The following is a 20,553-nucleotide window of genomic DNA, read 5'->3' on the forward strand; positions in this document are numbered from 1 at the left end:
GACGCTGGAACGGGAAAGCCCCTCCCGAGGAAGGGGCCAAAATAAGGAAAGGGTTATGATGAAGTACGTCATCATACTGGTGATACTCTTAGTCATTAGCTTACCGGCTTACTAAGACACCAGGGGGAGGGGAAACCTTCCCTAACCCTCACTCCTGAAAATAAGCCACAGCAAGGATGATGTCAATACGCACACTTTTCAGCATGCGAGCGGCTTAGCGGAAAACAACGTCAGCCCAGCGGGCCAGTCCGGCGGTGACAGAACCGAAGTCATCGCCACCCGCGATAGGGATCCCGGGAAGCTGCTGGGCGAGGGCTTTTTTAATCAGCGGCGAACGCGCGCTGCCGCCGGTCAGATAAATCACGTCCGGTTTTTCCTGTGCGTTGTCCAGCGCCAGCTGGACCTGCTCGAGAATACGCGCCAGGGGCTGATTGAGCGCAGCTTCCAGTCCGTGTTGATTGATATCGGTTGCCAGCGTGTCGCTGATAAACGGTATCGCCGCCGTTACAATAGTCTGGTCGGAAAGTGCGATTTTGCTCTCTTCTGCACTGCGCACCAGGCGATAGCTCAGACGCTCGCGCCAGACTTTAAGCAGCAGAGCGACTTTATCGGCTTCTCTCGCGTCGCGGACAAGATCGTTGAGCAATCGACCGTTGGCGCTGCTATAGAAATCACTTTGCGCGGGAACGTCGTTGATTGCGACCGCGTTCCACCAGGGGAGAATCGGTAAGGCGATACCTTTTTCAGTCTCACCGCCCATACCTAGCAGTGGCATCAGGTGTTTAAACGCCAGCGCGATATCCAGATCGTTCCCGCCTACGCGGCAGCCACTGTGTCCCAGCAGGCTGTTTTCGCGATCGGCACGCTGATGCCATTGCGGCCCCATCAGCAGCAGTGAACAGTCGGTCGTACCCCCGCCGATATCCACCACCAACACGCGTTTTTCTTCCTGCAGCGTCGCTTCGTAATCCAGTCCCGCCGCTACCGGCTCGTACTGGAAGACGACATCCTGAAAACCGGCGCGTTTGGCCGCACGTTCAAGAATACCCTGCGCCTGGGTGTTGGCGTCATCGCCACCTAATCCCTGGAAGTTGATGGGCCGACCAATCACGGCCTGAGTGATAGCTTCCGGCAGTTGGCTTTGTGCCTGGTTGCGAATGTGCAGCATCATTGCACAGACCAGATCTTCAAACAGCGCAACCTGCTGCGGCTTCAGACCGCTGGCGCCCAAAAATGATTTTGGCGATTTAACGAAGTACACCTCTTCCGGGTCTTCAATATACTGACCCAGCGATGCCAGACCGAACTGTACGCTGTTGGCGTTAACGTCGATGTCTTCTTCGCGGTTGTAGCGCATCGCACGGCGAAGCAGCGCCTGCGTTTCATCATCCGTAGTTGGGATGTCATGATGGCGATACAGCCACTCGCTAACCGCTTCGCGCGTTGGTGCGCACAGCATTGAGGGTAGCAGCGTGCTGTTATTTTCCATTTTGAGCAGGTGAGGCTGCCCGTCACGCATAACGGCCACTGAACAGTTTGCCGTACCGTAGTCAAAACCAATAAACACCGTAAAAATCCCCATGCCAGTGAAGAAGGGGCGTGACTTTAACGAATAGTTGACGCCCCGACAACTGGAATATGAAAGCAAGGCGTACTGATTGAATACCGTTTATGCTTTAGGTTTGCGAAAAAGGAAAACTAAATGTTCACGCTGAGCTGGCAACCGCCTTATGACTGGCCCTGGATGCTGGGATTTCTTGCCGCCCGTGCGGTTGAAGGTGTCGAAACCGTAGAGGAACTGAGCTATGTCAGAAGCCTGTGCGTAGGGGAGCATCGTGGTCTGGTGCGCGTTGTCCCTGATCTGCACGCCAACGTGCTACACGTGACGTTGAGCACAGGGTTACAGCCGGTAGCTTCCGAGTGCCTGGCAAAAATAACGCGCTTGTTCGATCTTGGCTGTTGCCCGCAGCAAATTATCGCCGCGCTGGGTAGCCTCGGTGCAGCGCGTCCGGGACTGCGTTTGCCGGGCAGTGTCGATGCGTTTGAGCAAGGGGTTCGGGCGATTTTAGGGCAGTTAGTCAGCGTATTGATGGCCGCTAAACTGACGGCGAAAGTGGCGCACGCTTACGGGGAAGCGCTGGAGGATGCGCCCGAGTATGTGTGTTTTCCCTCGCCGGAAGCGCTTGCCAATGCCGATCCGCTGCACCTGAAAGCGTTAGGAATGCCACTCAAACGCGCTGAAGCGTTGATCCACCTGGCTCATGCAACCCTTGAAGGAACGCTCGCGACAATAGCCCCTGCCGATATCGAACAAGGCGTTAAGCAGCTACAAACGTTTCCCGGGATAGGGCGCTGGACCGCCAACTATTTCGCGCTACGTGGTTGGCAGGCGAAGGACGTTTTTCTGCCGGATGATTATCTGATTAAACAGCGTTTTCCCGGCATGACACCGGCCCAGATCCGACGGTATGCAGAGCGCTGGAAACCCTGGCGCTCCTATGCGCTGTTACATATTTGGTATACGGATGGCTGGCAACCGTCAGTTGATGGCGAAATTACTGGTATTCAGTAGCAGATCCAGCGGTTGGGCATCGGCAATAATATCGCCATAAATCATATCAACACCGATGCCAGAAAGCGTATCCATGATGAGTGGCAACTGCACCGGACCGGCGATAGTTTTTATGTCCAGGCGCTGGGCATGACCCTGAATAATGGACACCCACATTTCGTCGATCAGGTTGCCGGGAGCGCTGGCACTTAGCTCGCTGTCGAGCAACAGGTAATCGACAATGCGGTATTTCAGGTTGTCAAAGAGCTCTAAATCGCGACCAACCTGACTTAATACAATTCGACAACCGTACTGGCGCAGCCGATGCAGGGCAGACACCGCCTGCGTTGGGTTGGTTTTGATGACGCTTGCCGGAACGGTCAGATGCAGCAATCGCGGCGGTAGTGGACTGCGTTGCAAGTGCTCCAGCAGCTCATCGATAAGTTCTGTGTTGAGCAGGCCGACGGCGGAAAGGGGCAGGGCAATACTGAGGCCCTTACTGGCTACTGCTTGGGCAGAGTTCTGGAAGAACTCGCTAAATACCCGACGGTCAAGTGCCTTGCTTAACGCGGGATCGACCAGCCCGGCGCGGAAGGCTTGCTCCTCAATGACTTCACCCTCAGCGGTGCCTAAGCGAAGCGAAATAATCCAGAAGCTAAACGTCTCCGGTATACGCGGGGAAGCCACACCTCTGGCGATCATCAGCATTGGGTTGTGCATAATGGTGTGTCTTTGTTCATCCAATGTCAGTTGACTACGCGCGGCATGGGCCTGGCTTTGCTGAGGTTCATAGACACAGACTCGCCCACGGCCGCTGTTTTTCGCCGCGTAGCAGGCGATATCGGCCTGAGACATCACATCGGTCGCGACATGGTTTTTCTCATCAATGAGCGTAATCCCTGCGCTGGCGCCAATACGGTGTAAGCGGCCTTCCCACATGAAGTGGTAATCATTAATGGCGCTGATGACGCGACCTGAGATAAAGCGGGCGCTTTCGATATTACAATCCGGTAGCAACAGACCAAACTCGTCGCCGCCCAGGCGTGCCAGCATATCGCTGGATCGCAACATGCTGAGCATAAGTGCAGAGAGTTCACGCAGCAGGGCATCGCCGGCGGCATGACCCGCGCTGTCGTTCACCGCTTTAAAACGATCCAAATCGATAAAAACCAGTACATGGCGCTGGTGCGTGTCGTGTACCGAATGCAGCAATTGTTTTAGATGGTTTTCGAAGCTGACCCGGTTTGCCAACTGCGTCAGGTCATCATGCGAGGCGCTGTAGCTAAGCTGGCGGAGCATCTTCCGCGACTCTGTGACGTCCTGAATAACCAACACCGAGCCAATGCTGCCGCCGTCGAGGGTGCTGAGGGGCGTGATGCTATACTGAATGTCATAACTGTTGCCGTTACGACAATGCAGGACCACTTCCTGTTCGATTGCCGTACGTGACATGTCAGCACTGTAGATATTTTCCATCAGCGGACCGTTCTCGCCAAAAGTAATATGTAGTACCGTCAATAGCGGAATGCCGATGGCACTGTCCTGCTGCCAGCCGCTCATTTTCTCAGCAACCGGATTCATAAAGGTCACGTTCATATCGACATCAATACAAATCACCGCTTCGCCGATTGAATCCAGCGTAATGTGAAGGCGCTCTTTTTCCTGAAACAGCGCTTCGTTAAGCTGCTTGACTTCGGTCATATCCATATTGATACCAAGTAAGCGTTCAACTTCACCGTCTTTATTCAGTACCCGGTTGGCCAACGAGCGGATATGGCGTATGCCATCTTTTACCGCGATACGAAACTCAAGCTTAAACGGAGCCCGTGCGGCCAGTGAATCACGAATCACATTTTCGGCGTACTCACGATCTTCGGGTACCACGCACTCATACCAGACTTGCCAACTGGGCTTGATATGCGCAGGAACTTCGTAGAGATCGAACATCCGTTTATCCCAGCTGATCACGTCAGGCTGTAGTTCCCATTCCCAAATCCCAATCCCCCCGGCTTCATTGGCGAGGGTAATGCGCTCCATCAACCGTTTGTTAATCCACTCGGTATGCTTCAGGTCGTTAATGTCCTCAACCTGCGCGATAAAATAGAGTGGGGTATTGTCGCTATGACGCACCAACGAAACGGCCAGCAACGCCCAGACGACGTCGCCCGAACGGGTGTAATAGCGTTTTTCCATGGAATAGCTATTAATCTCTCCGCGTGCCAGCATGTTCAACTGTTCAATGTCGTTGTTCAAATCTTCCGGCCAGGTTAATTGCTGGAAGGTCAGTGAACGTAACTCCTCCTGGCTATAGCCCAGAAACTGACACAAGGCTTTATTGGCCTGTAACCATTGCCCCTCGGTACCGACTAACGCCATGCCAATCGCGGAATATTCCATGGCGTTGCGAAAGCGTGACTCGCTTTCTGAAATGTGCTTGCGTTCGGCTCGAAACGCGTACATCACCATGGTCATCATATTAGCGGGCAACAGGATCATCAAAAACGGCAACCAGGGGATGTCCGTCATCATGTTCGGTTTCGGGGTGTAAAGCAGCGAAGGGTCGGCAGCCAGCATCAGCGAAACCATCATCACGGTGCTGAGGAATATTAAAAACGCCTCCATACGCGGCAGACGGACAGCGCTCCACATCAGCAGGACAATAACGCAGGTAAATGGCCATGGAATGTACATCATGGACAGCCAACTGAGCGTTAAGGTCACCAGCAGGGTAATCAGGGTCTCAAGCAATAATCGCGGGTCGCGATGGCGCAACAGGTAATGTGGTTTAAACAGTAAACCTAACGGCACCAACGCCAGTGCGCCAATGGATTCTGACAGTACCCAAATGAGAAAGGTATTTAACGACGTGTCCTTCGGCAGCAACAACCACATCAAAATGCCGCCCAACAGTGGCGGAAAAACCGCGCTACCAAATGCCAGGCGCGCCCAGTCATTCAAATTTTGTAAGGGATTGTACCAGGGCAGCAGTTTACGCAATAACATTGCGCCAACAACAGCCTCAATAATGTTAATGACCGTATAGGAGAAATTAAGCGACTGTCCGGGGAAAAAAAGTAAAGAGGCGCCGATGCTACCGAATGAGCAAGCCAGCGCGATCCCAGGCCACATCTTTCCCGCGTGACGGTAAAAAGCCACCATCATGATAGAGGTTGGAAACCACAGAGGGGCAAGCTGTGCGCCGTAACGTGATAGTTCCAGCGAAAACAACGTAAAGATGAAAGCCACCAGACCTAAACTGGCCAGGCGCAGTAGAGGATGGGGTAAGGTAACTAAAACATGTTGGGATTGTTTACTCATTACCACTCTACCCAAATAGCCGTTGTCGCCCAGCAGAGATGCCGGACGCATCACATTTAATCTGGGATTATGCTAGTACAAACAATTTACAATTTATACGCCAGCTGCTCATAAATTAACACTCCCAAGCTATTAATTCCTAAGGCAGGTGAATAAATATAGCGGCTGTTCTAAATCTGAGCATTTTAATTTGCGACAGGGACAGCATTGGTGCAGCCTGGGGTGGCATCGCGCCGCTGAAATCCCTATAATTGCCGCGTTTGGCGTTTCGACGCCGCCCTTCCTTACATCCAGGTTAATCAGGTCGCTAAATTTATGACTGATCAGTCCCATCAGTGCGTCATTATCGGCATTGCCGGCGCATCGGCTTCCGGCAAGAGCCTTATTGCCAGTACTCTTTATCGCGAATTGCGTGAACAAGTCGGTGACGAACATATTGGCGTTATTCCCGAAGACAGCTATTACAAAGATCAAAGCCATCTGTCGATGGAAGAACGCGTAAAAACCAACTACGACCATCCGAACGCGATGGACCACAGCCTGCTGTTTCAACATCTGCAAACGCTGAAACGCGGCTCTGCCATTGAGCTGCCGGTTTATAGCTATGTTGAGCACACGCGTACGCAAGACACTATTCATATCGAACCGAAGAAAGTCATTATCCTGGAAGGCATTTTGCTGCTGACGGATGCGCGTTTGCGCGATGAGATGAACTTTTCTATTTTTGTTGATACGCCGCTGGATATTTGTCTGATGCGCCGTATTAAGCGCGATGTGAATGAACGTGGTCGTTCAATGGATTCGGTGATGGCGCAATACCAGAAAACCGTCCGTCCAATGTTCCTGCAATTTATTGAGCCTTCAAAGCAATACGCCGACATCATTGTGCCGCGCGGGGGTAAAAACCGCATCGCCATCGATATTCTGAAGGCTAAAATCAGTCAGTTCTTTGAATAAGTTCAGCGAATTGTGTACCGTTCAGTGATAACCTGGTTCACCCTTAACGCACCTGGCATTAAGGGTTTGAAGCACGAAAGGAGAAAGTGCCATGCGTTTATGTGACCGAGATATTGAAGCCTGGTTGGATGAAGGTCGCCTGTCGATCACTCCACGCCCTCCTGTCGAGCGAATCAATGGCGCCACGGTAGATGTGCGTCTTGGCAACAAATTCCGTACGTTCCGCGGTCATACGGCGGCGTATATCGATTTGAGCGGACCGAAAGATGAAGTCAGCGCCGCGCTGGATCGCGTGATGAGTGATGAAATCGTCCTCAAGGACGGCGAGGCATTCTTCTTGCATCCGGGTGAGCTTGCGCTGGCAGTAACATTCGAATCCGTGACGCTGCCTTCCGATCTCGTCGGTTGGTTAGATGGCCGTTCATCTCTGGCGCGTCTGGGACTGATGGTACACGTCACCGCACACCGTATCGATCCGGGCTGGTCTGGCTGTATCGTACTGGAGTTTTACAACTCCGGAAAATTACCGCTGGCTCTGCGTCCGGGCATGCCGATTGGCGCGCTAAGTTTCGAACCGCTTTCCGGTCCGGCAGCGCGACCATACAACCGTCGTCAGGATGCGAAGTATCGCGACCAGCAGGGCGCCGTTGCCAGCCGGATCGATAAAGACTGAGTGTTTATCAGTCCATTGGGGATAGCATGAGACGATTTCTGACGACGCTGATGATTCTTCTGGTCGTGCTGGTGGCCGGCTTTTCTGCGTTAGTACTGTTGGTGAATCCGAATGATTTCCGCGCGTATATGGTCAAGCAGGTTGCCGCACGTAGCGGGTATCAGCTGCAGTTGGATGGCCCCCTGCGTTGGCACGTATGGCCGCAACTGAGTATCCTCTCAGGGCGAGTGGTGTTAACGGCTGAAGGTGCCAGCGAACCTCTGGTTCGTGCCGACAATATGCGTCTTGACGTTGCGTTATGGCCGCTGTTGAGCCACCAGCTCAGCGTGAAGCAGGTGATGCTCAAAGGCGCAGTGATTCAACTGACCCCGCAAACTGAGGCGGTACGCGGCAAAGATGCACCTGTTGCCCCAAAAGACAATATGTTGCCCGATCTGGCGGAAGACAGAGGGTGGTCGTTTGATATCGCCCGTTTGCGCGTTGCCGACAGTGTTCTGGTATTCCAGCATGAAGACGATGAACAAGTTACTGTTCGTGATATTCGTCTGGAGATGGAACAAGATAGCCAGCACCGCGGCACGTTTGATTTTTCCGGGCGTGTGAACCGCGATCAGCGCGATCTCGCGTTATCCTTTAACGGCACGGTCGATGCCTCCGATTATCCGCACAACTTATCTGCGAATATCGAGCAGTTAAGCTGGCAATTGCAGGGGGCCGATTTGCCGCCCCAGGGGATCAACGGTCAGGGACATCTTCAGACACAATGGCTGGAAGAGAAAAAACAGCTTTCGTTTAGTCAGATAAATTTGACCGCCAATGACTCTTCGTTCTCCGGGCAAGCACACGTATCCTTGTTGGAAAAACCGGAATGGGCCGTCGACTTAAAATTTGGTCAGCTCAATCTGGATAACCTGCTCGTACAGCATGACGCAGCGGCGACAGCAAAAGGTGACGTTCAGCAAGGTCAGAGTCAGTCAACGCTGGCGCGCCCCGTCATTGCTTCCCAGGTTGATGCCGTTTCGTATCAGGGACTCAAGGGTTTTTCGGCAGACATCGCTTTGCAGGCTGACAAAGTGCTGTGGCGGAAAATGGCGTTTGAGAATGTTTCGGCAAAAATAGACAACCAGTTCGGCTTACTGAACATTGCGCAGTTGCAGGGAAAAAGTGATGGCGGGCTGATCTCACTGCCCGGCACGCTGGATGCCAGAAAGGGAGAACCGCGAGCGGTCTTTCATCCGCGCCTGGAAGGTGTGGAAATTGGCACTATTTTGAAGGCCTTTGATTACCCCATCGCACTCACCGGCAAGCTGTCGCTGGCGGGAGATTTTTCCGGCTCAGATATTGACGCCCAGGCGTTTCGCCATAGCTGGCAAGGGCAGGCCCATGTCGAAATGAACGATACGCGAATGGAAGGGATGAACTTCCAGCAGATGATTCAACAGGCTGTAGAACGCAGCGGTGGGGATGTTAAATCTCAGCAAAACCTCGATAACGTGACCCGGTTGGATCATTTTGTAACCGATATGAGTCTGGATAACGGTGAGGTGACGCTGGATAACATGGCAGGGGAGTCCGCGATGTTGGCGCTAACCGGCAAAGGAACGTTAGATCTGGTGAAGCAGAATTGCGACACGCTGTTTAACATTCGCGTGCTGGGCGGTTGGGATGGCGAAAGTAAGTTGATTAGTTTCCTGAAGGCCACCCCGGTTCCTCTCAGGGTCTATGGCCAGTGGCAATCACTGAACTACAGTCTGCAAGTTGATCAGCTTTTGCGTAAGCATCTGCAGGATGAAGCAAAACGTCGTCTGAATGACTGGGCAGATCGCAATAAAGATTCCCGCAACGGCAAAGATGTTAAAAAGTTGCTGGATAAGCTCTGATTCATATTGCCGGATGGTGGCTAATGCCCCATCCGGCTCGTGACTTACACCTCGTAATCCATCTCTTCTTCACTGTGTAGCGGTATCAGCTGGACCTTTTGCACGCGATGATTTTCCACCTGCAGGGTTTTTAGCCGATAGTCGCCAACCTGGACTTCCTCCCCGGTTTTCGGGATGCGCTGCAAATACTCCATTAACAGTCCGGCAATGGTGTGATACTCACGCTTATCGTCTAACGGGATAGGCACGTACTGCACCAGGTCTTCCAGTGGCATATGTCCGTTAGCGGTCCACGAACCATCGGCGTTTTTCTGAATATCATGGCGGGCGTCGATTTCCTCTACCTCGTTTGGCAGATTGCCGGCGATGGTTTCCATCACATCACTCAGCGTCACAATCCCTTCGACGGAACCAAATTCATCGGCTACAAACGCGAAGTGCGTGCGGGCATTACGGAACTGCTCAAGCGCCGGAAGCAGCGGCAAGGTCTCCGGGAACACCAGCGGCTGGCGAATCAATACACGCAGGTCGAGCGGTTCGCCGCGCAGAGACTGTTGCAGCAAATCGATGACATGCACCACGCCCAGCAGTTCCTCCTGCTCGTCTTCGCCAGTGACCACCAGACGCGTATGCTGGTTTTTTTCCAGTAAGGCGCGGATTTCTGCTTCGGGCGCATTGAGGTCGATATGTTCAATATCGTGGCGCGAGGTCATGATACTGCTGACGGTACGCTGATTGAAGTTCAGCACACGTTCAATCATCCGCCGCTCCTGAGGCGCAAAAATCTGACCTTCATGATGATCCGCCAGCATCGCCGCGGTTTCGGCATCCAGTTCAGCATCTTCTTTTTGCCCGCTCAGCAGCCGCATTACCGCCTCGGCGGTGCGCTGGCGCAGAGTATGGTTGGCTGAGAGGAAGCGACGACGGTTAAAGATAGCCAACTGGTTCAATGCTTCGATCATGACCGAGAAGCCGATGGCCGCGTACAGGTAACCTTTCGGGATATGGAAACCAAACCCTTCGGCCACCAGACTGAAACCAATCATCAGCAGGAAGCTCAGACACAGAATAACAATAGTTGGATGGCTGTTAACAAAGCGCGTCAGCGACTTGCTGGCCAGCAACATCAGGCTGATGGCAATAATGACTGCCGCCATCATCACCGCCAGGTGATCAACCATGCCAACAGCGGTAATGACGGAATCCAGAGAGAAGATGGCGTCCAGCACCACGATCTGCGCGACCACACCCCAGAACTTAGCGCCTTTACGCTGGGTGGGGTTATCGCTGTCTTTCCCTTCCAGCCGTTCGTTGAGCTCCATAGTGGCTTTAAACAGCAGGAAGAAACCACCGAACAGCATGATCAGATCGCGGGCGCTGAAGCTGAGATCGCGAATGCTGAACAGCGGCGTGGTCAGCGTTACCAGCCAGGATATTGATGCCAGCAGCAGCAGGCGCATAACCATTGCCAGCAGTAGCCCGGTAATACGCGCCTTATCCCGCTGGGCAGGAGGTAGTTTCTCCGCGAGGATGGCAATAAAAACAAGATTATCAATGCCAAGAACAAGTTCGATCACGATTAACGTGACCAGTCCGGCCCAGATTGACGGATCGGCAATCCATTCCATAGTAAATGCTATACCCATAGTTGTATGACAATTGTCACAATTCGATCATGGGTAAAACTGGCGAAAAATGCAATGGCGAGAAGGGATTTCTCTGTCGGTTATATCAGAACTGATGCAGGATAATAGCCTTAATGTAACTACAGGAAATGATTTTATTAATCTAAATATATTTAGGAAATATCGCAGGTGGAATATTTCTATATCAATATTGTCAATATCAATAAAATCCTAAAAATATATAAAACCGACGCTTAATATTAATCTTAAAAGCCAGGTATCGGCGGTTTGTTATCTTGCCTGATATTCGCATAGCTGCAACAATTCTTGCGGTAATAATCAAAAGATAAATATTTCCTCATCAATCAGTGGCGCCATTCCCGATGCGTTAACGCTGTAAATGTGATGAAAATAAAGGAGAAGATAAAAATTTAAATTAATCAGTGCATTGGTAGCTAGTGAAGCCAGGGGCGGTAGCGTGTCTGGTCGCCTGAAACAAGCCTAAATTATTCTGTCAAGAGACCGCAGATGAATTCATTTTTTTTAGGACTGATGCCAGTTAAATTCCATTTCAATTAACGGCAAGGTAAATGCGTACAGGCGAAGTCGCTATTTAGATTGCATGTGATAAATACTCTGCCAAAGTGATAAATAATCAATGATGAAATCCAAACTTAAATTGATGCCAGTATTGGTATCGGTGATCTTGATAAACGGTTGTACCGTGCTTCCGGGCAGCAATATGTCTACGATGGGCAAAGATGTGATTAAACAGCAGGACGCTGATTTTGATATCGATCGCATGGTGAATGTTTATCCACTCACGCCACGGCTGGTCGAACAATTACGTCCTCGACCAAATGTTGCCCAGCCTAATATGTCGCTGGACCAGGAGATTTCCGGATATCAGTACCGGGTCGGCCCGGGGGATGTCCTGAATGTGACCGTCTGGGACCATCCTGAACTCACCACGCCGGCTGGGCAGTACCGTAGCTCAAGCGATACCGGCAACTGGGTGCAGCCTGATGGCACCATGTTTTACCCCTACATCGGCAAAGTCAGCGTGGTAGGGAAAACGTTGGCAGAGATTCGTAGTGATATTACCGGGCGCTTAGCGAAGTACATTGCTGACCCGCAGGTGGACGTTAATATCGCCGCTTTCCGCTCGCAGAAGGCCTATGTCTCCGGGCAGGTGAACAAATCCGGCCAGCAGGCCATCACCAACGTGCCGCTTACCGTTCTCGATGCCATTAACGCCGCTGGCGGTCTCACCGAGGCAGCAGACTGGCGCAACGTTGTGCTGACTCATAAAGGGCAGGAGCAACGCATTTCACTGCAAGCGCTGATGCAAAATGGCGACCTGAGCCAGAACCGTCTGCTCTATCCTGGCGACATTCTGTTTGTTCCGCGTAATGACGATCTGAAAGTCTTCGTAATGGGGGAAGTGAAAAAACAGAGCACCCTCAAAATGGACTTCAGCGGCATGACGCTTACCGAAGCGCTGGGCAATGCCGAAGGTATTGACCTGACCACCTCCAATGCCAGCGGCATTTTCGTTATTCGACCATTGAAAGGTGAGGGCGGGAACAACGGCAAGATCGCCAATATCTATCAGCTTGATATGTCCGATGCGACGTCGCTGGTGATGGCAACATCATTCCGACTCCAGCCATACGATGTGGTGTACGTCACTACCGCACCGGTTGCTCGCTGGAACCGTTTGATCAATCAGTTGCTGCCGACTATTAGCGGTGTTCGCTATATGACGGACACGGCCAGCGACCTTCACAACTGGTAATCATCATGTTTAACAAAATCTTAGTTGTCTGTGTGGGGAACATTTGTCGTTCCCCGATGGCAGAGCGCTTATTAAGGCAATTTCATCCGGCGTTAACGGTCTCTTCAGCCGGTCTTGGGGCGCTGGTGGGGAAAGGCGCGGATCCGTGTGCTATTAGCGTGGCGCAGGCGCACAACCTGTCACTGGATAATCATTGTGCCCGGCAGATCTCGGGACGAATGTGCCGGGAGTATGACCTGATCCTGACCATGGAAAAGCGCCATATCTCTGCCCTGTGTGAAATGGTGCCGGAGATGCGCGGCAAAGTGATGCTTTTTGGGCACTGGGACAGCGAGCGCGAAATTCCCGATCCGTATCGTAAAAGCCGTGATGCGTTTGACGCGGTGTACGCATTACTTGAACGGTCTGCCCGCCAATGGGCTCAGGCACTGAACGCAGAGCAGGGAAAACAATGACAGAAAAAGTTAAACAGTCTGCTGCGCCGGTAACGGGCAATGATGAAATCGATATTGGTCGTCTGGTTTCTACGGTGGTGGAAGCCCGCTGGTGGGTATTAGGCATTACCACGGCTTTTGCATTGTGTGCCGCGGTCTACACGCTGTTCGCCACACCCATCTACAGTGCGGACGCGCTGGTGCAAATTGAGCAAAATACCGGAAATTCACTGGTGCAGGATATTGGCTCAGCGTTGTCGAACAAACCGCCGGCCTCGGAAGCGGAAATTCAGCTCATCCAGTCGCGTCTGGTATTAGGGAAAACGGTAGACGATCTTAACCTCGATATCGCCGTTACCAAAGATACATTCCCTATTTTTGGCGCGGGCTGGGACCGGCTGATGGGCCGCCAGAACGAAACGGTTAATGTGACCGCCTTCACGCTGCCAAAGGCAATGAATGAACAGACCTTCACGCTTAATGTGCTGAATGACAAAAGCTATCAACTGGTGAGTGACGGGGGTTTTAGCGCCCGGGGGCAAGTCGGCAAGGTGTTGGAACATGATGGCGTGACGATGCTGGTTGAGGCGATTCATGCCAGCCCGGAGAGCCAATTTACCGTCAGCAAATTCTCCACGCTGGGCATGATAAACACCCTGCAAAATAATCTGATAGTGGCGGAAACAGGCAAAGACACCGGCGTATTGAGTCTGACCTTTACCGGTGAAGATCGCGAGCAAATCCGCCAGACCCTCGACAGTATTACCCGCAACTATCTGCAACAAAACGTGGAACGTAAATCTGAAGAGGCCGCCAAAAGTCTGGCGTTTCTGGCAAAGCAACTGCCTGAGGTGCGTAATCGGCTGGACGTTGCTGAAAACAAGCTGAACGCCTTTCGTCAGGATAAAGACTCCGTGGATTTGCCGCTGGAAGCCAAAGCGGTGCTGGATTCGATGGTGAATATCGATGCGCAGCTGAATGAACTGACCTTCAAAGAAGCGGAGATTTCCAAGCTGTTCACCAAAGCGCATCCGGCGTACCGCACGCTGCTGGAAAAACGCCAGGCGCTGGAAGATGAGAAAAGTAAGCTGAACGGGCGCGTAACGGCGATGCCGAAAACGCAGCAGGAAATTGTTCGTCTGACGCGTGATGTGGAGTCCGGTCAGCAGGTCTATATGCAGTTGCTGAACAAGCAACAGGAACTGAAGATTACCGAGGCCAGTACGGTTGGCGATGTGCGCATTGTCGATCCCGCGATTGCCCAGCCTGGCGTGCTGAAGCCGAAAACGGCGCTGATTATTCTCGGCAGTATCATTCTCGGTTTGATGCTTTCCGTGGTGGGCGTACTGCTGCGTTCTCTGTTTAATCGCGGTATTGAAAGCCCGCAGGCGCTGGAAGAGCATGGTATCAGCGTGTATGCCAGTATTCCGTTGTCTGAATGGCAAAAAGCGCGTGATAACGTTCAGACCATTAAAGGTGTGAAACGCTACAAGCAAAGCCAGCTGTTGGCCGTGGGTAATCCAACGGATCTCGCCATAGAAGCGGTACGTAGCCTGCGTACCAGCCTGCACTTTGCCATGATGCAGGCGCGTAACAACGTGTTGATGCTGACCGGCGTCAGCCCGTCGATTGGCAAAACGTTTGTCTGCGCCAACCTGGCGGCAGTCATCAGCCAGACCAACAAACGCGTGCTGTTGATCGACTGCGATATGCGTAAAGGCTATACCCACGAACTGCTGGGGACCAATAACGTCAACGGCCTGTCTGAGATCCTGATTGGCAAGGGGGATATCTCATCCAGCGCCAAACCGACATCGATTCCGCATTTTGATCTGATCCCTCGCGGTCAAGTCCCTCCCAATCCTTCCGAGCTGTTGATGAGCGAGCGTTTCGGCGAACTGATTGCCTGGGCCAGCTCGCACTATGACCTGGTGCTGATTGACACTCCACCAATTCTGGCAGTGACCGATGCAGCCATCGTGGGGCGTCACGTCGGCACCACGCTGATGGTGGCGCGTTATGCGGTCAACACGCTGAAAGAGGTGGAAACCAGCCTGAGTCGCTTCGAGCAAAACGGCATTCAGGTGAAAGGGGTGATCCTCAACTCGATCTTCCGCCGTGCCAGCGGGTATCAGGATTACGGCTACTACGAATACGAATACACGTCGGATGCGAAATAAATCACCAACCCTGCCGGATGCGGCGAAAACGCCTTATCCGGCCTACAAAAGCGTATCTATCCGGAAACGAAAATGACGACAGAAAACCCGCTAATTTCAATTTATATGCCAACCTGGAACCGCCAGCAGCTGGCCATTCGGGCGATTAAATCGGTGTTGCGCCAGGACTACCCTCACTGGGAGATGATCATTGTGGATGATTGCTCTTCCTCATATGAGCAGTTGCAGCAGTTTGTTGAGGAACTCAACGATCCGCGCGTGTCGTATACGCATAATTCCACCAACTCCGGGGCCTGTGCGGTGCGTAATCAGGCCATTATGCAGGCCAACGGGCAATACATTACGGGGATTGATGATGATGATGAATGGACGCCGAACCGCCTGAGCGTGTTCCTGCAGTATCGGCATCAACTGGTCACACGGGCGTTTTTGTATGCCAATGACTATGTCTGTGAGGGCGAAGTGTATTCGCAGCCGACCAGTCTGCCGCTCTATCCGAAGTCCGTTTATTCACGCCGCAGGTTTTATAAGCGCAACATCATTGGTAATCAGGTATTTACCTGGGCATGGCGGTTTAAAGCATGCCTGTTCGATACCACGCTGAAAGCGGCGCAGGATTACGACATCTTCCTGCGCATGGTGGTGGCGTATGGCAAACCGTGGAAGGTCAAAGAGGCGACGCAGATCCTGCATGTGAATCACGGCGAGATGCGTATTACCTCATCGCCGAATAAATTCTCCGGCTACTTTCAGTTTTACCGCAAGCACAAAGGCAAATTTGACCGGGCGAGTAAGAAATATCAGCTGTTTACCCTCTATCAGATCCGCAACAAACGGATGAACTGGCGCACGCTGCTGACGCTGCTTTCTGTTCGCAACAGTAAGCGTCTGGCCGACGGACTGCGAGGACGCTAATTATGCTGGAAGATTTACGCGCGAATGGCTGGAGTCTGCGCCCCTGCTGCATGGTGGCGGCCTATCGGATTGCCCATTTTTGCTCCGTCTGGCGTAAAAAAAATATCATAAACAACCTGTGGGCTGCCCCGGTGCTGGTGATGTATCGCCTTATCACCGAATGCCTGTTTGGCTATGAAATTCAGGCTGCTGCATCAATCGGTCGTCGTTTCACCATCCATCATGGTTATGGGGTGGTTATCAACAAACACGTGGTGGCGGGGGATGATTTTACCCTACGCCACGGCGTCACTATCGGCAATCTTGGTGCCAACGATCCATCTTGTCCGGTCATCGGTAACGGCGTTGAGTTGGGGGCCAATGTCACTCTGCTCGGCGACGTTGCTATTGGCGATAACGTGACGATTGGCGCGGGGAGCGTCGTGGTGGATAGCGTTCCGGACAATACGCTGGTCGTGGGCGAGAAGGCACGGGTGAAGGTAATAAAATGAAGATATTACAGTTTAATGTGCGACTCGCAGAAGGTGGGGCGGCAGGCGTGGCGTTAGATTTGCATCTGAGGTCGCTGGAAAAAGGGCTGTCGTCGCGGTTTGTCTATGGCTATGGCAAAGGCGGTAAAAAAAGCGCCAGTCATGCGAATTACCCGCAGGTTATCAAATATACGCCGCGCCTGACGTCGGCGGCGAACATTGCGCTGTTTCGTTTCGCGAACCGCGACATGTTTGGCAATCTCAACAAGTTATACCGTGAAGTTACCCGCACCAGCGGCCCACTGGTACTGCATTTTCATGTGTTGCACAGCTACTGGTTGAACCTGGAAGAGGTGGTGACATTTTGCCAAAAAGTGAAGGCGCATAAACCGGATATCACCTTCGTCTGGACGCTGCACGATCACTGGAGCGTGACCGGGCGCTGTGCCTTTACTGATGGCTGCGAAGGCTGGAAAACGGGCTGCCAGAAATGCCCAACGCTCAGCAACTATCCGCCGGTAAAAATCGATAAAGCCCATCAGCAGTTGCCCGGCAAGCGGCAGATGTTTCGCGCCATGCTGGCGCTGGGCTGCCAGTTTATCTCACCCAGTCAGCATGTGGCCGAGGCATTCAACAGCCTGTATGGCGTGGGACGATGTCACATTATTAACAACGGAATTGATGTGGCAACTGAAGCCATTCTTGCCGAACTACCCGCGATGCCTGCGGAGAGCGGTCGGCCGAAAATTGCCGTGGTAGCTCATGACCTGCGCTATGACGGTAAAACCAATCAGCAGCTGGTGCAGGAGTTGATGGCGTTGGGAGAAAAAATTGAGCTGCATACCTTCGGCAAATTTTCGCCATTTGCGGGAGATAACGTCATCAATCACGGTTTTGAGAGCGATAAGCGCACGTTGATGAGTGCGCTTAACCAGATGGATGGACTGGTGTTCAGCTCCCGTGTCGATAACTACCCGCTGATTTTGTGCGAAGCGCTTTCCATCGGCGTACCGGTAATTGCCACGCACAGCGATGCCGCGCAGGAAGTGCTGGCTAAATCAGGCGGTAAAACGTTCAGCGAAGCGGACGTATTGCAGCTGGTGCAGCTGAAAAAATCAGACATTGCGCAGGCGGTATTTGACACGTCCCTTACCGCGTTCAGTCAACGCAGTCGGGTGGCATACAGTGGGCAACAGATGCTGGAGGAATATGTCTCGTTCTATCAGAATCTGTAGCTATCTGGTGCTACCGCTGCTTTATCTGCTGGTTAACGTCAAACTCGCCCAGCTTGGCGAGAGCTTCCCGATAACTATCGTCACCTTCTTACCCGTTCTGCTGTTGCTGTTTGTCGAGCGCATCAATATCAAAAAATTAATGATCGCGCTGGGGGTAGGGGGCGGGCTGACGGCGTTTAACTACCTGTTCGGTCAATCACTGGATGCCAGTAAGTACGTAACGTCAGCGATGCTGTTTGTTTATACCGTGGTGATCATTGGCATGGTGTGGAGTATTCGCTTTAAAACCATTTCACCGCATAACTACATTAAGATTTTGCGTTTTTTCTGGCTGGTGGTGGGACTGGTGGTGGGGTTAGCTGCGGTTGAAATGGCACAGATAATTCTCAGCGGCGGCAGCAGTTTAATGGAAGTTATTTCGAAATATCTTATTTACAGTAACAGCTATGTTCTGAACTTTATTAAGTTTGGTGGGAAACGTACCACTGCGCTCTATTTCGAACCGGCATTCTTCGCTCTGGCGTTAATCTCAATTTGGCTCAGCATCAAACAGTTTGGTATCAAAACACCTAAGTCCGATGCTATGATTTTGGCAGGGATAATATTATCAGGATCTTTTTCAGGGGTAATGACGTTTATTTTGTTTTATCTCCTGGAGTGGGCGTTCCAGTACCTGAATAAGGATGCGATAAAAAAGAAGCTACCGCTGGCGATAATCTCATTAAGCGTGTTTTTAGTTGGGGTGATATTTGCTTTTCCGTACATCGCAACGCGGCTTGGTGATTTAGGAACTGAAGGTTCGTCATCGTATTATCGTATCGTAGGACCATTGGTGATGGTCGGTTATTCATTACTGAATGTTGATGGCGTAGTGAGATTTGGCTCACTTTATGAATACGTTGCGTCATTCGGAATTTTTAACGGTGCAGATGTCGGTAAAACAATAGACAATGGTTTGTATCTGCTGATTATTTATTTTTCATGGTTCGCGGTGATATTAGCCCTATGGTACATGGGGAAGGTCATGAAAATGATGATCAATGCGTTTGGCGATAATCAGAATTATCGGGTGCAGCTTTATCTTTTTACACCGTTGTCACTGTTTTTTACAGGTTCAGTATTTAGTCCGGAATACGCATTTTTAATTGTGTGTCCGTTTATATTGCGCAAGGCGCTGAATATCGCGAGGTAACTCACATGCTGCTAAGTATCATTACCGTCGCCTTTCGCAATCTGGAAGGGATCGTCAAAACTCACGCATCGCTGGCACTTCTGGCGCAAGCGGGTGATATCAGTTTTGAGTGGATTGTTGTTGATGGCGGCTCCTCGGATGGTACGTCGGCGTTTCTTGAAGGGCTCTGTGGGGAACACCGGTTACGGTTTGTCAGCGAGCCGGATAACGGCATCTATGATGCGATGAACAAAGGCATCGCGATGGCGCGCGGGCGGTTTGCACTGTTCCTCAACTCCGGGGATATTCTGCATGCGGATGCGGCACATTTTATCCGCCAGCTAAAAATTCAGAGCGACCAAACCATGGTCATTGGCGATGCGTTGCTGGATTTCGGCAATGGCAACAAAATTAAGCGCCGGGCAAAACCAGGTTGGTATATTTATCACAGCCTGCCCGCCAGTCATCAGGCGATATTCTTTCCGCTCTCAGGGCTGAATGTCTGGCATTATGATTTGCAATATAAAATATCGTCTGATTACGCGTTGGCAGCCCAATTATACAAGTCCGGTTACGCTTTTAAAAAGCTGAGCGGGTTGGTATCGGAGTTTTCTATGGGCGGAGTATCAACGACGAATAATCTGGAATTGTGTCGGGATGCCAAAAAAGTACAGCGCCAGATATTACACATGCCAGGTTTTTGGACCGGTTTGTCAGAATATTTACGTCTGCGCACAACCGGTAAAACAAAAACCTTATATGGGAAAACGTAAGGGCATATTATGCAGGACTTAAGCGGATTTAAAGTGCCTGGAGGTTTTCGCGGTGGTGGTGCTATTAAAGTGCAATTATGGTGGGCGGTGCAAGCAACATTATTCCGCTGGTCACCACAGGTCATGTATCGCTGGCGTGCATTTTTATTACGAATGTTTGGCGCAAAAATAGGAGAAAACGTAGTCATTCGGCCTTCAGTAAAAATTACTTATCCGTGGAAATTAACCCTGGGAGATTATGCCTGGGTGGGTGACGACGCGGTTTTATATACGTTAGGTGATATTACGATTGGCGCCCATGCGGTTATTTCGCAAAAAAGTTATTTATGCACCGGGAGTCATGATTATGCCAGTCAACATTTTGATATTAACGCCACGCCGATTGTGGTTGGCGCTAAATGCTGGCTGGCGACAGATGTCTTTGTCGCGCCTGGCGTGACGATTGGCGATGGCACCGTCGTTGGAGCACGAAGCAGCGTATTTAAATCGCTGCCAGCAAATGTCATTTGTCGGGGAAATCCCGCAGTAGTCACGCGCGAACGCGTCGAGAAAGTTACTCCCTGAGGGGATCAC

At 51.7% G+C, this 20,553-nt stretch carries 17 protein-coding genes; 14 read left to right on the forward strand and 3 right to left on the reverse strand.

The genetic code is table 11. From position 1 onward, the window contains the following. The first annotated feature begins 55 nt into the window (after positions 1-55). The gene (locus OGY09_RS16930) at positions 56-115 is read left to right on the forward strand and encodes a type I toxin-antitoxin system Ibs family toxin (RefSeq protein ID WP_106672390.1); all 60 of its coding nucleotides are present in this window, start codon (positions 56-58) and stop codon (positions 113-115) included. Positions 116-214: 99 nt separating this feature from the next. Here OGY09_RS16930 and yegD read toward each other — a convergent pair whose 3' ends face one another. Beyond that, positions 215-1,567 (reverse strand): molecular chaperone, encoded by a 1,353-nt coding sequence (gene yegD, locus OGY09_RS16935; protein ID WP_032943940.1) that lies wholly within the window; start codon positions 1,565-1,567, stop codon positions 215-217. A 135-nt stretch (positions 1,568-1,702) separates the two neighbouring features. Here yegD and alkA point away from each other — a divergent pair, with 135 nt between their 5' ends. Next, on the forward strand, positions 1,703-2,572 hold the full coding sequence (alkA, locus tag OGY09_RS16940) for a DNA-3-methyladenine glycosylase 2 (RefSeq protein WP_032943939.1): 870 nt from the start codon (positions 1,703-1,705) through the stop codon (positions 2,570-2,572). Here the strand turns inward: alkA and OGY09_RS16945 are convergent. Next, positions 2,540-5,869, reverse strand: coding sequence for a diguanylate cyclase (locus OGY09_RS16945; protein ID WP_275399100.1), 3,330 nt, complete (start codon positions 5,867-5,869; stop codon positions 2,540-2,542). The two genes, alkA and OGY09_RS16945, sit on opposite strands and share 33 nt — an antisense overlap. A 315-nt stretch (positions 5,870-6,184) precedes the next feature. Here OGY09_RS16945 and udk point away from each other — a divergent pair, with 315 nt between their 5' ends. From udk to asmA, 3 genes are all read left to right on the forward strand, one after another. Continuing rightward, positions 6,185-6,826, forward strand: a complete 642-nt coding sequence (gene udk / locus OGY09_RS16950; RefSeq protein ID WP_003036776.1) for a uridine kinase — start codon at positions 6,185-6,187, stop codon at positions 6,824-6,826. A gap of 91 nt (positions 6,827-6,917) precedes the next feature. Further along, positions 6,918-7,499 (forward strand): dCTP deaminase, encoded by a 582-nt coding sequence (gene dcd / locus OGY09_RS16955; RefSeq protein ID WP_003834269.1) that lies wholly within the window; start codon positions 6,918-6,920, stop codon positions 7,497-7,499. A gap of 26 nt (positions 7,500-7,525) precedes the next feature. After that, positions 7,526-9,379, forward strand: coding sequence for an outer membrane assembly protein AsmA (gene asmA, locus OGY09_RS16960; RefSeq protein WP_032943937.1), 1,854 nt, complete (start codon positions 7,526-7,528; stop codon positions 9,377-9,379). A 44-nt stretch (positions 9,380-9,423) separates the two neighbouring features. Here the strand turns inward: asmA and OGY09_RS16965 are convergent, their stop codons facing one another. Continuing rightward, positions 9,424-11,007 (reverse strand): TerC family protein, encoded by a 1,584-nt coding sequence (locus OGY09_RS16965; RefSeq protein WP_032943936.1) that lies wholly within the window; start codon positions 11,005-11,007, stop codon positions 9,424-9,426. Between the two features lie 655 nt (positions 11,008-11,662). Between OGY09_RS16965 and OGY09_RS16970 the strand changes: the two genes are divergently transcribed. The 9 genes from OGY09_RS16970 to wcaF all read left to right on the forward strand — a co-directional run bounded on the left by OGY09_RS16970 (position 11,663) and on the right by wcaF (position 20,544). Beyond that, positions 11,663-12,802, forward strand: coding sequence for a polysaccharide export protein (locus tag OGY09_RS16970; protein ID WP_003834266.1), 1,140 nt, complete (start codon positions 11,663-11,665; stop codon positions 12,800-12,802). Positions 12,803-12,807: 5 nt separating this feature from the next. Then, complete coding sequence (gene wzb / locus OGY09_RS16975; RefSeq protein WP_032943935.1) at positions 12,808-13,257, forward strand: low molecular weight protein-tyrosine-phosphatase Wzb; 450 nt, start codon at positions 12,808-12,810, stop codon at positions 13,255-13,257. Next, the gene (gene wzc / locus OGY09_RS16980) at positions 13,254-15,416 is read left to right on the forward strand and encodes a tyrosine-protein kinase Wzc (protein ID WP_032943933.1); all 2,163 of its coding nucleotides are present in this window, start codon (positions 13,254-13,256) and stop codon (positions 15,414-15,416) included. Before wzb ends, wzc begins: the two co-directional genes overlap by 4 nt. Positions 15,417-15,488: 72 nt before the next feature. Continuing rightward, positions 15,489-16,331, forward strand: coding sequence for a colanic acid biosynthesis glycosyltransferase WcaA (wcaA, locus tag OGY09_RS16985; RefSeq protein ID WP_000206145.1), 843 nt, complete (start codon positions 15,489-15,491; stop codon positions 16,329-16,331). Positions 16,332-16,333: 2 nt separating this feature from the next. Further along, entirely contained in the window at positions 16,334-16,822 is a 489-nt protein-coding gene (wcaB, locus tag OGY09_RS16990; RefSeq protein ID WP_032943932.1) for a colanic acid biosynthesis acetyltransferase WcaB, read from the forward strand. After that, a complete protein-coding gene (gene wcaC, locus OGY09_RS16995) occupies positions 16,819-18,036 on the forward strand; it encodes a colanic acid biosynthesis glycosyltransferase WcaC (protein WP_032943931.1) in 1,218 nt (405 codons plus the stop codon). The genes wcaB and wcaC overlap by 4 nt, the downstream gene beginning before the upstream one ends. Next, positions 18,011-19,228, forward strand: a complete 1,218-nt coding sequence (gene wcaD, locus OGY09_RS17000; protein WP_020996654.1) for a colanic acid polymerase WcaD — start codon at positions 18,011-18,013, stop codon at positions 19,226-19,228. Before wcaC ends, wcaD begins: the two co-directional genes overlap by 26 nt. Before the next feature lie 5 nt (positions 19,229-19,233). After that, positions 19,234-19,980 (forward strand): colanic acid biosynthesis glycosyltransferase WcaE, encoded by a 747-nt coding sequence (wcaE, locus tag OGY09_RS17005; RefSeq protein ID WP_150388491.1) that lies wholly within the window; start codon positions 19,234-19,236, stop codon positions 19,978-19,980. Between the two features lie 9 nt (positions 19,981-19,989). Further along, positions 19,990-20,544, forward strand: coding sequence for a colanic acid biosynthesis acetyltransferase WcaF (gene wcaF / locus OGY09_RS17010; protein WP_150388492.1), 555 nt, complete (start codon positions 19,990-19,992; stop codon positions 20,542-20,544). Positions 20,545-20,553 lie beyond the last annotated feature (9 nt).

Origin of the sequence: Citrobacter sp. Cpo071 (genome assembly GCF_030332765.1) — a bacterium.
In the GTDB taxonomy this organism is placed as follows: domain Bacteria; phylum Pseudomonadota; class Gammaproteobacteria; order Enterobacterales; family Enterobacteriaceae; genus Citrobacter; species Citrobacter portucalensis.

What these genes read in the sequence shown, in the direction of transcription:
- OGY09_RS16970 (WP_003834266.1), top strand. Translation starts at nt 11,663, where the DNA reads ATGATGAAATCCAAACTTAAATTGATGCCAGTATTGGTATCGGTGATC.
- OGY09_RS16965 (WP_032943936.1), bottom strand. Translation starts at nt 11,007, where the DNA reads ATGGAATGGATTGCCGATCCGTCAATCTGGGCCGGACTGGTCACGTTA.
- dcd (WP_003834269.1), top strand. Translation starts at nt 6,918, where the DNA reads ATGCGTTTATGTGACCGAGATATTGAAGCCTGGTTGGATGAAGGTCGC.
- alkA (WP_032943939.1), top strand. Translation starts at nt 1,703, where the DNA reads ATGTTCACGCTGAGCTGGCAACCGCCTTATGACTGGCCCTGGATGCTG.
- wcaF (WP_150388492.1), top strand. Translation starts at nt 19,990, where the DNA reads ATGCAGGACTTAAGCGGATTTAAAGTGCCTGGAGGTTTTCGCGGTGGT.
- wcaE (WP_150388491.1), top strand. Translation starts at nt 19,234, where the DNA reads ATGCTGCTAAGTATCATTACCGTCGCCTTTCGCAATCTGGAAGGGATC.
- wzc (WP_032943933.1), top strand. Translation starts at nt 13,254, where the DNA reads ATGACAGAAAAAGTTAAACAGTCTGCTGCGCCGGTAACGGGCAATGAT.
- asmA (WP_032943937.1), top strand. Translation starts at nt 7,526, where the DNA reads ATGAGACGATTTCTGACGACGCTGATGATTCTTCTGGTCGTGCTGGTG.
- OGY09_RS16945 (WP_275399100.1), bottom strand. Translation starts at nt 5,869, where the DNA reads ATGAGTAAACAATCCCAACATGTTTTAGTTACCTTACCCCATCCTCTA.
- wcaD (WP_020996654.1), top strand. Translation starts at nt 18,011, where the DNA reads ATGTCTCGTTCTATCAGAATCTGTAGCTATCTGGTGCTACCGCTGCTT.
- wzb (WP_032943935.1), top strand. Translation starts at nt 12,808, where the DNA reads ATGTTTAACAAAATCTTAGTTGTCTGTGTGGGGAACATTTGTCGTTCC.
- wcaA (WP_000206145.1), top strand. Translation starts at nt 15,489, where the DNA reads ATGACGACAGAAAACCCGCTAATTTCAATTTATATGCCAACCTGGAAC.
- wcaC (WP_032943931.1), top strand. Translation starts at nt 16,819, where the DNA reads ATGAAGATATTACAGTTTAATGTGCGACTCGCAGAAGGTGGGGCGGCA.
- wcaB (WP_032943932.1), top strand. Translation starts at nt 16,334, where the DNA reads ATGCTGGAAGATTTACGCGCGAATGGCTGGAGTCTGCGCCCCTGCTGC.
- udk (WP_003036776.1), top strand. Translation starts at nt 6,185, where the DNA reads ATGACTGATCAGTCCCATCAGTGCGTCATTATCGGCATTGCCGGCGCA.